This is a genomic window from Kitasatospora sp. NPDC058170, from assembly GCF_042883905.1.
Lineage (GTDB): Bacteria > Actinomycetota > Actinomycetes > Streptomycetales > Streptomycetaceae > Kitasatospora.
On sequence record NZ_JBHVUV010000042.1, the window covers coordinates 33,439 to 47,086 of the forward strand.

General features: G+C 77.9%; 9 protein-coding genes. 7 read left to right on the forward strand and 2 right to left on the reverse strand.

Translation table 11 applies throughout. The features are described 5' to 3' along the window. Positions 1-6: 6 nt before the first annotated feature. Positions 7-2,178 (reverse strand): xanthine dehydrogenase family protein molybdopterin-binding subunit, encoded by a 2,172-nt coding sequence (locus tag ACFVVX_RS34170; RefSeq protein ID WP_387951488.1) that lies wholly within the window; start codon positions 2,176-2,178, stop codon positions 7-9. Further along, positions 2,175-3,587 carry an FAD binding domain-containing protein gene (locus tag ACFVVX_RS34175; RefSeq protein WP_387951490.1) on the reverse strand — a complete coding sequence of 471 codons (1,413 nt, stop codon included), beginning with the start codon at positions 3,585-3,587 and terminating at the stop codon, positions 2,175-2,177. The genes ACFVVX_RS34170 and ACFVVX_RS34175 overlap by 4 nt, the downstream gene beginning before the upstream one ends. Positions 3,588-3,762: 175 nt before the next feature. On the opposite strand from ACFVVX_RS34175, the gene ACFVVX_RS34180 reads away from it, so the two are divergent. The 7 genes from ACFVVX_RS34180 (at position 3,763) to ACFVVX_RS34210 (ending at position 13,641) form a co-directional block, all read left to right on the forward strand. Beyond that, the gene (locus ACFVVX_RS34180) at positions 3,763-4,830 is read left to right on the forward strand and encodes a hypothetical protein (protein WP_387951492.1); all 1,068 of its coding nucleotides are present in this window, start codon (positions 3,763-3,765) and stop codon (positions 4,828-4,830) included. Continuing rightward, the gene (locus ACFVVX_RS34185) at positions 4,824-5,681 is read left to right on the forward strand and encodes a hypothetical protein (RefSeq protein ID WP_387951494.1); all 858 of its coding nucleotides are present in this window, start codon (positions 4,824-4,826) and stop codon (positions 5,679-5,681) included. Before ACFVVX_RS34180 ends, ACFVVX_RS34185 begins: the two co-directional genes overlap by 7 nt. A gap of 43 nt (positions 5,682-5,724) precedes the next feature. After that, positions 5,725-8,178, forward strand: coding sequence for a DegT/DnrJ/EryC1/StrS family aminotransferase (locus tag ACFVVX_RS34190; protein ID WP_387951496.1), 2,454 nt, complete (start codon positions 5,725-5,727; stop codon positions 8,176-8,178). A 93-nt stretch (positions 8,179-8,271) separates the two neighbouring features. Continuing rightward, positions 8,272-9,390 carry a radical SAM protein gene (locus tag ACFVVX_RS34195; protein WP_387951498.1) on the forward strand — a complete coding sequence of 373 codons (1,119 nt, stop codon included), beginning with the start codon at positions 8,272-8,274 and terminating at the stop codon, positions 9,388-9,390. Beyond that, complete coding sequence (locus ACFVVX_RS34200; protein WP_387951499.1) at positions 9,387-10,466, forward strand: monodechloroaminopyrrolnitrin synthase PrnB family protein; 1,080 nt, start codon at positions 9,387-9,389, stop codon at positions 10,464-10,466. The genes ACFVVX_RS34195 and ACFVVX_RS34200 overlap by 4 nt, the downstream gene beginning before the upstream one ends. Then, the gene (locus ACFVVX_RS34205; RefSeq protein WP_387951501.1) at positions 10,463-12,376 is read left to right on the forward strand and encodes a hypothetical protein; all 1,914 of its coding nucleotides are present in this window, start codon (positions 10,463-10,465) and stop codon (positions 12,374-12,376) included. The genes ACFVVX_RS34200 and ACFVVX_RS34205 overlap by 4 nt, the downstream gene beginning before the upstream one ends. Positions 12,377-12,468: 92 nt before the next feature. Continuing rightward, on the forward strand, positions 12,469-13,641 hold the full coding sequence (locus ACFVVX_RS34210) for an XdhC family protein (protein ID WP_387951503.1): 1,173 nt from the start codon (positions 12,469-12,471) through the stop codon (positions 13,639-13,641). The last annotated feature ends 7 nt before the right edge of the window (positions 13,642-13,648 follow it).

The following is a 13,648-nucleotide window of genomic DNA, read 5'->3' on the forward strand; positions in this document are numbered from 1 at the left end:
CTCTTCTCAGTCGGATGATGGAACCGGGTCGCCGGCCCAGGCCCGTACGGTCGGGTCCGGCGAGGCACGGAGGGCGGCCAGGACCCGTTCGGGAGTGAACGGGGCGTGGTCCAGCTCGGCGCCAGTGGCGTCGCGCACGGCGTTGGCGATGGCGGGGACGATGCCCATCGTCGGCGACTCGCCGAGGCCCTTGGCGCCCAGCGGGCCGACGGGGTGGGGCTCCTCGACCAGGTGCACCTCGACGGGGATCCGCCACGGCGGCCGGGGCACGCCCTGGGCCAGCAGCGCGGGCTGCTCGACGGCGCCGTCCGGGCCGAACCGGACGCCCTCGGTCAGCGCCATGCCCACGGCCTGCACCACACCGCCGCGGACCTGTTCCTCGGCCTGCGCGGGCTGGAGCACCCGGCCGGTGTCGTGGGCGGAGTCGATGCGCAGCACCCGGATCACCCCGGTGGCGCAGTCGACCTCCACCTCGGCCGCCTGGGCCCCGGCGGCCAGGGCGTTGTCCGGCGCGGCGAAGGCGCCGTCGACGGCCAGTCCGTCCAGGTCCGGCCTGAGCAGTCCGTCCGGGCCGAGCAGCCCGTCGGGGGCCTGCTTCCGGGCCAGGCGGAGCAGTTCCGCGGCGGCCTCGGCGACGGCGCCGGCCGTCAGGTACGACCCGCGCGAGGCGAACAGCCCGGCGTCGGCCTGTCCGAGGTCGAGCTCGACGTCGACCAGCTCCGCGGGGATGCCGAGGCGTTCCGCGGCGACCGAGGCGAGCACGGTGTGGATGCCCTGTCCGACGTCGGGGCAGGCGGTGAGGACCCGGAGGCGGCCGCGGTCGATCCGGCAGCCCGCCTCGGCCCGGTCGGTGCCGATCACGCCGGTGAGACCGCTGAGGTTCAGCAGGGCGGCGACCCCGGTGCCGCGCCGCAGCCGCGCGCCGGCCGGCTCCTCCCGGGGCTCCGGCACCGGGAGGGCGCGGAGGCAGGAGGGGAGGCCGAACGAGCGGACCGGCCAGCCGTGCAGGGGGTCGCGGTCGCCGGTGCGCAGGGCGTTCCGCTCGCGCAGGGCGACCGGGCCGATCCCCAGGCTCCGGCCGATCACGTCCAGCTGGCTCTCCACCGCGAACAGCACCTGCGGAGCGCCGTAGCCCCGGAACGCCCCGGACGGCACCCGGTTCAGCGCCACGCACACCCCCGTCGCCCGGGTGGCCGGGGCGGGGTACAGGGTCAGCGCGAGCGAGAGCCCGTTGGCGGTGACGCTGGGGGAGTGGCCTGCGTACGGCCCGCCCTCGAAGACCGCGTCGACGTGACGGGCGAGGATCCGGCCGTCGGGGCCGACACCGGTCACCACCCGCACCGTCGCCGCGTGCCGCAGCCGGAACGCGCCGGTCATCTCCCGGCGGTCGGTCTCCACGGTCACCGGCCGGCCGCCCGCCGCCCGGCTGCACAGGGCGGCCACCGCGTCCAGCAGGAACTCCTCCTTGCCGCCGAACGATCCGCCGACGGCGACCGGTTCGTACTCCACGTCCGCCTGGTCCAGGCCGAGCAGCCGGGCCAGCAGCGGACGGCTCAGCTTGGGGCACTGGGTGGCCGACCGCACCAGGCAGCGGCCCCGGCCGTCCCAGCGGGCGATGGCGGCGACGGGCTCCAGGAAGTGGTGCGGACCGGCGTCGATCCTGAAGCTGTGGTCGAAGACGTGGGTGCTGTCCGCCAGCGCCTGCGCGAGGTCCGCCTCCTCGCAGCCCATGGCGAAGCGGGCCAGCTCGTTGCCGGGGTGGCCGCGGTGCGCCGCCGGGGTGGCCGGGTCGAGCGCGGTGGCCGGGTCCAGGACGGCGGGCAGCGGCCGCTCGTGGACGGTCACGGCCGCGGCCCCGGCCCGGGCGGCGGCCCGTGACCCGGCGACCACGACACCGACCACGTCACCGGGGAACCGGGCCTCGCGGGTGAACACCGAGGTGTCGTCGCGGCTGCCGTGCGGGTTGGTGGAGTGGAGGATCCCGGGGTCGTCGTCCGGGGTGAGGACGTGGAGCACGCCGGGGGTCGCGAGGGCCGCCGCGCAGTCGAGGGTGACGACGGAGTGCGGCCCGCGGGCCCGCACCAGCCGGGCGAACAGGCCGCCGGGCGGCGTGCCGTCCGCCACGTACCGGACGAGCCCGGCGGCCCGGTCCCGGGTGTGGGTGTGACGGGTACTCATGCCGTCACCTCCCGGTCGTTCCCGGCGTCGACGTCGACGTCGGGGCCGGCGCCCGGGCACACCCCGCACAGGGCCCGGGCGGCGGCGGCCAGGCCGCCGCAACGGCAGAGGTGGCCGGCGAGCATGCCCCGGATCCCCTCCTCGTCGGCGGGCAGGGCGCCGTGCCGGTCCATCCAGGAGCCGCAGGACACCAGGACGCCGGGGGTGCAGAAGCCGCACTGGACGGCCGCCGCCCCGGCGAGCGCGCCGATCACCGCCCGGCCCCCGGGCCGGCCGGCCACGGCGGCGGCGGTGTCGACCCGGTCGCCGTCGGACAGCCGGGCCACCGGGACCAGGCAGGAGGGTACGGGCTCGCCGTTCAGGGACACCGTGCAGGATCCGCAGGTCCCCTCCTCGCAGCCGACCTTGACGGCGAGGTGGCCGCGGTCGCGCAGCCACCAGGCGAGGCTGTCGGTCGGCCGCGAGCCGTCCGGTGCGGGCCGCGCCTCGCCGTCGACCAGGACGGCGGCCTCGGCGGAGGGGGACGGCGACGGCGAAGGCGATGACGGTGACGGTGACGGTGACGGGGTGCGGTGCGGCCCGGGGCGGTCCCGCGTCGGGCGTCCCGTCAGGTCGGCCGGGTCGAGGTCGGCCGGGTCCGGTTGGTCGGTGCGGCCGGCCGCCAGCGCCTCGCAGGCCTCGGCCACCAGCAGCCGCATGATCCGGTGGCGGTACCCGGCCGAGGCCTCGCCGTCGTCCAGGAGTTCGCCCGGGCCGGGCAGCCGGTCCGGGTCGACCAGGCGGGGGCGGGGCAGCGCCGCCCCGACGCAGACCGCGACCCGGCCGTCCGGCCGCCGGACGGCCGCGACGGACACCAGGCTCGGCGCGATCGCCTGGTGCCCGGTGAACCGGCGGTAGACGCCGGGCATGCCCGGCCCCAGGTCCACCGCGAGCACGGCGAACGGGCCGGGAAGGTCGAACAGGTCCAGCGCGGGCAGCTCGCGGACGGTGCCGTCGGCCGCGTCCAGCACCGAGACCGTGGCCCCGGCGGCGGCCAGCGCGACCGGCAGGTCGGCGCGCGGCGAGCGGGCGCCGAGGACACCGCCGAGGGTGATCAGCCGCCGTACCCCGGGGTGGCCGGTGGCGGCGAGGGCCTGGGCGATCGCCGGGCGCCCGTCGCACAGCGGCGCCAGGCGGGACAGCCGGACCATCGCGCCGACCCTGCCGTCGGCGGCGCCGTCCAGCCCGAGTCCGTCCAGCCCGAGTCCGGCCAGGTCCACGGCGGTCCGGCCCCTGGCGTCGGCGAAGGCCGCCGACATCAGGCCCGCGCCACCGCCCAGCGGTACCGCCCCGCGCCGCAGGGCGTCGAGGAGGGCCTCCAGGTCCGCCGGGCGGAGCAGCTCCACCTCGTCACCTCGACTGTCCTGCACCTGGCGTCCCCCCGTCTTCCCCTGCCGCTGCGGTCGATTACCGCTCGAACGCTCCCAGGCGGCCGGTGGCGCGTCACTGCGGGAACCCGCAGCCCGCCGCGGCTGCGGGTTCCCGCAGCCGCGGGAGCGCCCGCGGTTGCCAGGCTTCGAGCAGCGCACCGCGAAGGAGCCCTCGATGTCAGACCCGTCGCCCGACCGTGACACCCTGCTCGCCACCTGGTACGACGCCACTCCCCGACGGCTCGGGGAGCACCTGCGGCTGACCGGGACGCCGTCCTGGCTGGACTCCCCGGCCGTCGCCTCCCGACTCGCCCTCGGCGTCGGCGGCAACGCCGGACGGCCCCGCCCGGACACCTGGGTGGCCGCCGGCCCCTGCCTCGGGGACTGCGCCGCGGGGCTGACCCTGGAGGCGCTGGCCGTCGTCTACGGCCTGTTCGCGACCGCCCGGGCCGCCGGGCTGCGGCCGCTGCTGCACATCGGCACCGCCGAACTGGAGATGACCGACCCGCAGTTGGCGTCGACCTGGCGGAGCGTGGCCGAGGAGGTCCGGGCCGTGGCCGAGCACTGCGCCCGGCTGCTCGGCGTCACCGAGTACCTCGTGTGCGAGACCGGCGAGCACAGCGGGCACCCGGCCGTGCGGCAGGCCGTCGAGGACTCCCGGGGCGTGGTGGCGGACGCGCGGCTGAACGGTGTCTACGACCTGTTCGGCACTCCCCGACCGCCGTCGCGGCGGCACATCGAGGCCGCCCGCTCCTGCCTGGCCTTCCATGCGCCCGACGTGCTGGCGCAGGTGCTGGGGGCGCCGGTCGGGGGGCTGGTGGTGCTCACCGACGTCCAACAGGCGGCGCTGATGGGCCTGGTGGCGGATTTCGACGCCGCCCGGTCCGGCGGCGGCCCGCTCGCGCCCGGTGAGATCGGGCCGGCTGCGCCCGGGCCCGGGGAGCTCGCGGCCGGGCAGGGCGGCCGCCTCACCTGGCTGGTGCAGTGCCCGTTCCCGGCCGTGGACGGCAGCGCCCGGATGTTCCGCGCCGCCCCCGACCAGAAGCTGCACGTCCGCGCCGACCCGGCCGTCCTGGAGTACGACCTCGCCCGGATGCCCGACGCGGTGTTCCGGGTCTGGGCGGCGTTCTGGTCGGCCGTCGACCCCGCCTTCCACGCCGAGGACCCGGCCGGACTGGCCGACGTCCTGCGGCAGTTGACGCCCGCGGGCGCCCGCAACCCGCTGGGGGCGGTCGCATGCTGAGGCCGCTGTCACGGGAGCTGCTGGACGCGCTCCCCGCCCGGCTGGTGCAGGCGCGGGTCCTCGCCGGACGGCTGGGCGCACCCGACTCCGCGCTGGCGGGCGGCGCCGGCCTGGTGGCCTGGTTCTGCGCGGCCCCGGACCGGCCGGACTCCGCGGAGGCGCTGCTGGTCGACGAGCTCGCCGAGGCACTCGGCAGGCCGGCGACCGTCGTCGTCGACACCGCGGATATCGCGGCCACCGCGGACACCGCCGACGGCGGGGCGGGCGCGCCGACCGGCCCCGAGCGGCCCGGCGCCCGGCCCGGCCGGACGGTCGTCCCGCGCGCCGGACTGCCGACCGTCGAGGCGCTGCTGGCCTGTGCCGGCCGGCTTGGACCGGCCGAGGCGGCGCACGCCGCCGAGCGCGGCCGCCTCCCCGAGGCACTGGCCCTGGCCGCCGCCGTCGCCGCGCTGGCCGAGGCGGCCGGCGGCGGGCGCCTGGCGCTGGTGTTCGCGCAGGAGCGGCAGGACGACGTCGAGGCGGCGCTGCGCTGCCTGCCCGACCGGGCCCGGCGGCGGACCACCGCACTGTTCCTGTCGGCCCCGGCCGCCGCCCTGCGGCAGCTGCCGCACCCGGAGCACACCCCGGCCGAATCGCTGGCGCGGGCGGTGCGGCGGCTGCCCTCCGGCACCCCGGACGGCGAATCCGGGGCCACCCGGGCCGGCGGCTGCACGGCGCTGGCCGGGGCCGTCCGCTACGGCCAGCGCCGCCGCGACGGCGCCGACCTCGGCCGGATCGTGCGCGACTGCCGCTCGGGGGCGTCGTGCTCGGACTGCAAACCGACCTTGCTGCGGCTGATCGCGCCGGAGTGACAGCCGGGCCGCCGACCGGCGGCCCGTGGACGAAAGGGCATCTGTGACACGCATCGTGGCCACGGCCGAGCCGTACGGCTTCGGCCCGGTTGCCAAACTGATCGGCATCGTGCGGGCGGCCCCGCTCGCCGTGGAGGGCCGGTGGGAGTTCGTCGGCCACGGCTCGGCCCTCACCGCGGCGCGCGCGGCCGCCGACCGCTTCGGGTCGGTCACCGAGCTGGACACCTCCGACGCGGCGGCGGTCCTGGAGGTGCTGCGCGGCGCCGACCTGCTGGTCGACGTGATGGAGCCGACGGCCGTGGTCTGCGCCGCCGCGCTGGGCGTCCCGGTCGGGTACGTCGACAGCCTCCCGCACGTCTGGCGCCCCGAACTGACCGCGCGGCGGGTCGCCGCACTGGCGGACGAGGTCCGCGGCGACGAACGGGCGGCCCTGCGGGTCTGCGCCGAGCTCGCCCCGCACGACCTCCAGGCCGTGGCGCACGCCCTGGCCGAGCGCTCCTACCTCCAGCAGGGCCCGAACCCCCCGCTGTCGGCGCTCACCCCGCGCCGGCCCGTCCCGGTCGGCGGCATCGTCTCCCGGGTGCGGCCCGGCGCGGACAGCCCGGACGTCCTGGTCTCCCTCAGCGGACAGCGTTCGGCGCTCGTCCCGCTGGAGTCGGCCGTGCGGTACGCGGAGCTGGCCGCCCTGCTCGTGCGCGGCTGCGCCGAACACCTGCCGCCCGACACCTCGATCTGGCTGACCGGCAACCCCGAGGTGCTGGACTCCCTTCCGGCGCAGGTCCTCGCCGCGCTGCCCGGCACGGTGCGGGTGCGCCCGCTGGGCCCCGACGCCATGTCGGCCGCCCTGGCCGGGGCCGGGGTGGTGCTCGCCCCGCCCGGGCTGACCACCTACCTGGAGTGCGCGGACCAGCGGGTCCCGCTGCTGCTGCTCCCCGACCAGCACGCGGGGCACCGGATCAACCGGAGGCAGATCGACCCGGACGACGCCTTCGGCCCGTGGAACCTCGACACGCCGGAGCCGCCGGCCGTCCCGTCCTTCGCCGAGATCATCGCCGACACCGGCGAACTGGCCGCCGCCACCGAGCGGGCCCTCGCGGACGCCGCGCAGCCGGCGACCGCCGGGGAGCTCTTCGGCACGGCCGTGGCCGGTCTGCTGCGCAGTCCCACCGCCCGTGACGCCCTGGCCGAGCGGCAGTGCCGCCAGGTCGCGGCCGCGTTCGGCGGCACCGACGGCGCCCGGGCGATCGTCCGCGACCTGGCCCGGCTGGCGGACCGGCCGGCGTCCGACCGACCGGCGTCGGGCCGTCCGCGGCCGGACCGGCTGCGGCCCGCCGTCGCCGGAGGCACCCCGGTGCGGGCCGAGCCGGTGGTGCTGCGCCCCGAGCTGAAGGAGGCCGAACGGCGCCACGTGGCCGCCGTCCTGGACAGCGGCGAGCTGTCGGCCGTCGGCGGCGGACGCTTCGTGCGCGCCCTGGAGGACGCCGTCCGCGCGGTGACCGGCGCCCGCCACGCCGTGGCGGTGTCCTCGGGCACGGCGGCACTCCACATCGCGCTGCGGGCGGCCGCCGAGGTCGCCGGGGCGCCGCTCGCCTCCGGCGTCGCGCTGCCGACGCACACCTTCGCGGCCAGCGCCAACGCCGTCCTCGCGGCCGGGGGCACCCCGCTGCCGCTGGACGTCGACGGCCGGACGCTGCGACCGGTCGACGGCGCCCTGAAGCAGGCCGGCGCCGACGGCGCCCGGGTGCTGCTGTGCGTCCACATGTACGGCGTCCCGCTGCCCGCCGCCGGCCTCGCCGCCGACGTCGGACCGGGCACGCTGCTGGTGGAGGACTGCGCACAGGCCCTGGGCTCCCGGCTGGACGGCCGGCACGTCGGCCTCGCCGGGCTGGCGGGCACGCTCAGCTTCAGCTCGGAGAAGGCCGCCTCCAGCGGCGAGGGCGGCATGGTGATCACCGACGACGAGTCCGTCGCCGACTACGCCCGGACGTTCCGCGACAACGGCATGACCGGCTGGAACCAGCTGCGCACCCCGGCACTCAACCACCGGATGACCGAGCTGCAGGCCGCGGTGGCGCTGGGCCAGGTCGAACGGCTGCCCGAGCTGCAGGCCGCCCGGGACGCCGCCGCCGCCCGCTACGCCGAGCGGCTGGCGGGCACCGCGCTGGAGGCCGTGCCGCCCCCGGCGGGAGCCCGCTTCAGCTGGGCCAAGTACCCCGTCCGGGTGCCCGACTCCTGGGGCGTCGACGCCGACGACGTGGTGGCGGCACTGCGCGCGGAGAACGTCCCGGTCCAGGCCGGCTACCGGGGGATGCACGGCTACCGGCAGCTCTCCCGGGCCGGCCGGCCGGCCCACTGCCCGGTGGCCGACGGCTGGCAGCCGATGACCTTCCACCTGCCGACCGGCCCCGCCGTGAGCACCGCGCTGGCCGGGGAGGTCCTGGCCGCCCTGGAGAAGATCACCCACTGGTTCGACCGCGAGCGGCCGAACCCCGCCTGACATCCACAAGAGCATCCCCCGACTCCCCTCCACCCCGTCCGCGGCGGCCGACCGAGGCCGCCGCGGACACCCGACCCGCCCCGAGGAGACCCCGTGCCGCCGACGACGAGCCGCACCACCGGCCCCCAGATCCTGTACATCCGCCTGCTGGAGGCGTGCAACGCCCGCTGCCGCATGTGCAAGTTCGCCGGATCCACCGACGCCTACCGGCCGGACCCGGACCGGCTGCGCCGACTCGTGGACGACCTCCACGAGATGGGCACGCAGGAGGTCCGCTTCACCGGGGGCGAACCGCTGCTGTACCCGGAACTCCCGGACATCGTCGCCCATCTGACCGAGCGCGGCATGCGCTCCTCCTTCGTCACCAACGGCGAGCACCTGGCCGCGCGCGCCAAGGAGCTGGTCGACGCCGGGCTGACCAAGCTCATCTGCTCGCTGGACTCCCCGCGCCCCGAGGTGCACGACGAACTGCGGCGCACCGAAGGGCTGCTGGCCGCCGCCACCGAGGGGATGGAGCTGCTGCGCACGGCCGCCGCCGCGGCCGGCACGGACGTGACGCTGATCGTCAACACCATCGTGTCCAACCGCACCTGCGGCCACCTGGACGAGTTCCTCCCGCTGCTCGCCGGGCTCGGCGTGCGCCGCTGGAACCTGATCCCGCTCAAGGGCGTGCGCGGCCTCTACCTGAACCGCGAACAGATCGACGCCACCCACGCGTTGCTGCGCACGCTGCTGCCGGCCATGGCGGCGGCCGGCGTCGACGCCAACACGCTCGGACCGGACATCTTCGGCGCCACCGAGGAGCAGATCCAGAACAGCAGCCGCGGCCGGTCGGTCACCTACGCCACCTGCAGCGTCCCGCTGACGGTGGGCTACCTGGACGCGAAGGAGGGGCTGCTGACCGCCTGCAACTGCCTCCCGCACTACCGCGGCCGCCCGCTGACCATCGCCAACGCCTGGGACCGGCCGTTCGCCGAGGTGTGGAACGACCCGGTGTTCGCCGAGGAGCGGCGCAAGTTCGCCGTCGAGGCACCGAGCCTGTGCCACGGCTGCGAGCCGTCCAACGTCCGCTTCAACGCCCGGGTCGCGGAGGCCCTGACCCTCCTGCCGAGCCGGCCGGCGACCGCGGGCCCGGCGGCGGAGAGCGGCGAACGGGCACGCCTGCGGCAGGTCGAGGACAGCCTCTTCGAACTGGGCGTGGAATGGCTGTGAGCCCCGCGCCGACGCACACCGAGGCCGACGCCGCCGTCGCCGCGCTGGACCCGCTCGGCGCGGACGCCCTGCTGTCGGACCTCCCCGCGCTCAACCGGGACCGCGACGCCGCCCGGCTGCAGCACCGCGCCGACCAGCTCACGGAGCGCGCCGGCGACGTGCACGACCCCGCACCGGCCCGGGCCGCGCTGCGCGACCTCGGCATCGTCGCCGCGTCCTGGTGCCGGCTGCACCCCGACCGGCCGCCGGCGGACCACGTCGCCGCCGAACTGCTCCGGCTGGGGGCGCTGACCGGGGAGCCGCCCCGCGACAGCCTCCCGTCGTACACCACCCGCAACCCGGCCGGACGGCGCCGGCGGACCTTCACCGGCACCCCGGAGGAGGAGCTCTTCATCGCCGGCCTCGCCACCGGCGCCCGGGTGCTGGACGAGGCGGTCGGCCACTGCGTCGTCCTCGGCGCGGCCGTCGACGAGGGCCGGTACGCCGACGGGGTCGCCGCGGCGCGGGCGACCGGCGACGCCTTCGCCGCGTTCACCCGGCTCTTCCACTCGGTGCGCCGGGGCATGACGGGCCGCTTCTTCGCCGAGCAGCTCCGGCCCTTCTTCCCGCCGATCGACCTCGGCGGGGCGTCGTGGCAGGCACCCAGCGGCGCCCACCTGCCGATCCTCACCCTGGACGTCCTGCTGTACGCGGGAACGGCCGTCGCGGAACCCGCCGCGGAGCCCGCCGACGGCACGCTCACCGCGCACGCCACCGACGCCCTGCCGTACCTGCGGCCCGACCACCGGGAGCTGGTGTCGGCCCGGCTGGGCGGCCCCGGCCTCGTCGCCCGGCTGGCCGCCCGCCCGGCCGCCGGGGCCGACGCACCGCTGCGCGCCGCCGTCGCCGACCTGACCCGGGCCTTCCTCCGGTTCCGCTACCCCCACCGCAAGCTGGCCCGGGACGCGCTGGAGGCCCGGCTCGGCCCGCCGGCCGACGGGCCCTACCGGATCGAGCCGCTGGAAGGGCTGATCGACCTGGTCCGGGCGGCCGGGGACAGCCTCGCCCCCCGCCCCGACGGAGACCGACAGCCGTGACCGCTCCCCTCTTCCACGCCTGCGCGGACCCGCAGGAGTACCGGGACCGCGCCCGGGACCGCGCCGAGCGGCCGGAGGCGCCCGTGCCGCTGCTCACCACCGGCCGGCCCGACCTGGCCGCGGCGGCCGCGAACGCCGCCCCGCTGTACGCGGCCGGCCGCACCCCGCCGTGCAGCGACACCGGCCTGCTCCTCGCCCCGCCCACCGGGTCCGCCCCCGGCGCGGCCGACGGCCCCGGGGCACTGTGGCCGCTGCTGTCGCCACTGCTGCGCCCGCTGGCGCGGCACTGGGTGCACACCGCCGAGGAGGTCCCGCCGTCCGCCGGGTCGGTGCTGGTGGTCGCCGCCTATCCGCAACTGCGCCACGAAGCGCTGCGCCCGCTGCTCCGGCCCGCTCCGGCGGACGGCCCCGGTGGCCCGGACGGCCCGGACGGCGAGGACGGCGAGGGCGGCCCGGACCGCTCGCTGACCCTGCTCACCGGCCGGGACCTGCCCTCGCTCAGCTGGATGCTCGCCAAGCAGTACGTGGGCGTGCGTCCGGAGGTCGTCGGCCGGGCCCTGTTCTCCGAGACCGGCACCCCGCCGGCGGCCGGCCGGGGCGAGGTGTTCGGCGAGGCGGAGCTGCGGGCCGACGACCTGCGGGGAGCCCTGACCGGGCGCCCCTGGCGCCGGGTCATGGTCCAGGGCCACGGCAGCGACGACCACGTGAACCTGGGCACCTGGACGCTGTGCGGGCGGGCGGCGGCCGACGTGCCGTCGGGCCCGGTGCGCACCCTTCCGCGCTGCGGCCACGGCCACGCCTGCTTCAAACCCGAGGACCGGCTGATCGGCCCGGCCGACGTGCTGACCGCCGAACTGGTGCTGTCCTCCTGCGCCAACGGCCCCTTCGCCGACACCGCGGCCTACGACAGCCGGTACCAGGTGATGCTGGCGGCACTCGACGGCCCCGCCCAGTCGGTGGTCGCCGCGCCCGGCGTGCACGACAGCGACCGGCCCGAGAACCTGGTGTACCTCGCGCACCGGCGGCCCGGCGGCCTCGCCGGCCCGCTCAACCGCAGCCTGGCGGACGTCACCCCGGGCCCGGTCTACCTCCAGTACGGCTTCCCGACGGCACCCGGCGGCGGCGCCGGCGAGCAGCCGGAACCGCCCGGCCGCACACCGGCCCTGCCGACCGAGCGGCTGGCCGTGCCGGTCGACCGGGCCGTCGCCTACCTGTCGGGCGGGCTGCTCCCGGCCCGGCACCCGCTGCGGCCGAGACTGGAGCGGTTCGCCGCGAAGTACCTGGCGCTGCTCGCCCGGGCCGGCCGGCCCTACCCGCCGGCCGTCGGCGAGGGGCTGCGCAGCGACCTCCAGTCGCTGGACCACGCGATCGCCGAGCAGCTGCGCCGCGACCCCCAGGACCCCCTGGCGCAGTACCCCGAGTACTGGGCCCGGCGCAGCCGGATCGCCGGGGAGCCGGAGGCCGTCACCTGTGTGTGCGGGCTGGAGGCGGCGCGGACCGTCCTCACCGGGCTGTCCCGGCTGGTCCCCGACACCGAACCGGTGCTGTGCCCGCGCTGCGGGGACGTCGCGGTCCGGCAGTCCGGGGCCCTGTGGGTGCGGACGGACGGGCCGCAGACCCTGGAGGCGGGCGCCGAGGCGGTGCTGACGGTCGCCCTGAGCGCGGGGCGGCCCGGGGCGCCGGTGCAGCTCGGGGTGTACTTCCCGCCGTTCCTGCGCAGCGCCTGCGCGGTGGAGCCGCCCGGTGCGCGGGTGCGGCTCTCCCCGGCGGGCGACCACACCGCCGAGTTCACCCTGCGGGTGGCGCCCGATGCGCTGCCGCAGCTGCACTACTACCGGGTCTTCGCCGTGCAGGACCTCGCGGTGTCCGGGGCCCGGCGGCAGTTCGCGGTCGTCCCCGCGGGGACCTGACCGCCGTGTCGACCCGGGGCCCGTACGGACCCGGGCCCTGAACGGACCCGGGCCGGGCACCGGGACGAGACATCGAGAGCGGGAGGGCGACAGTGCTGGAGATCGCCGACGGACTGCGCGCGTGGCGCGAGCGAGGGGAGCCGTTCGCCGTCGCCACCGTGGCCGCGGTGCACGGCAGCGCCCCCCGGCGGCCGGGGGCGGCCATGGCGGTGGACGCCGCGGGGTCGGTGCTCGGCTCCGTCTCCGGCGGCTGCGTCGAGAGCGAGGTCTACGAACTCTGCCGCGAGGTGCTCGACGGCGGTCGGCCGGGGCTGCACCGCTTCGGGTACGACGACGACTCCGCCCTGGGCGCCGGGCTGACCTGCGGCGGCTCGGTCGAGGTCTTCGTGCAGCGGATCGACCCGGCACAGCCGGCGGCCGGGCGCGCGTTGGCGCAGGCCGCCGCCCGACGCCCGGCCGCGCTGGTCCGGGTCGTGTCGGGGCCGGACCGGTTGCTCGGCGGTGCCCTGGCCCTCCTCGCGGATCCGCCGACAGCGGCCGTCCTTGGGTCCGTCCCCGGGTCCGCGCCCGGCGCGGCTGCGGCCGCGGACCCGGGGCCGGGGCTGGTGGGGACGCTCGGCGACCGCGCCGCCGACCTGGCCGCGGCGCAGGAGGCGCGGCGGCTGCTGCGGGCCGGCCGCACCGCCACCGTCCGGCTGCCCACCGCGGACGGCCCGGCCACCGCGCTCGTGGAGGTCTGCGTCCCGGCGGCGCGGCTGCTGATCTTCGGCAGCACGGACTTCGCCGTCGCGCTCGCACCCCTCGGCGCGCACCTGGGCTACCGGGTCACGGTCTGCGACGCCCGGCCGGTGTTCACCACCGCGGACCGCTTCCCCGGGGCGCACGAGGTGGTGGTCGGCTGGCCCGACCGCTATCTGCGCGACACCGCCACCGACGCCCGCACCGCCGTCTGCGTGCTCACCCACGACCTCCGCTTCGACATCCCGCTGCTGCGGGCCGCCCTGCGGATGCCGCTGGGCTACGTGGGCGCGATGGGCTCGTGGCGCACCCACGACGAGCGGATGGCGGCCCTGCGCGCGGAGGGGCTGACCGAGGCGGAACTGGACCGGCTGCACTCGCCGATCGGCCTCGACCTCAACGCGTGCTCGCCCGAGGAGACGGCGCTGGCCATCGCGGCCGAGATCGTCGCCCACCGCAACGGCGCCACCGGCGCGCCCCTGCGCGGTTCGGCGCTCGCCCTCCACCGCGCCCCGGCCCTGTCCTGACCCCGGC

What these genes read in the sequence shown, in the direction of transcription:
- ACFVVX_RS34170 (WP_387951488.1), bottom strand. Translation starts at nt 2,178, where the DNA reads ATGAGTACCCGTCACACCCACACCCGGGACCGGGCCGCCGGGCTCGTC.
- ACFVVX_RS34185 (WP_387951494.1), top strand. Translation starts at nt 4,824, where the DNA reads ATGCTGAGGCCGCTGTCACGGGAGCTGCTGGACGCGCTCCCCGCCCGG.
- ACFVVX_RS34180 (WP_387951492.1), top strand. Translation starts at nt 3,763, where the DNA reads ATGTCAGACCCGTCGCCCGACCGTGACACCCTGCTCGCCACCTGGTAC.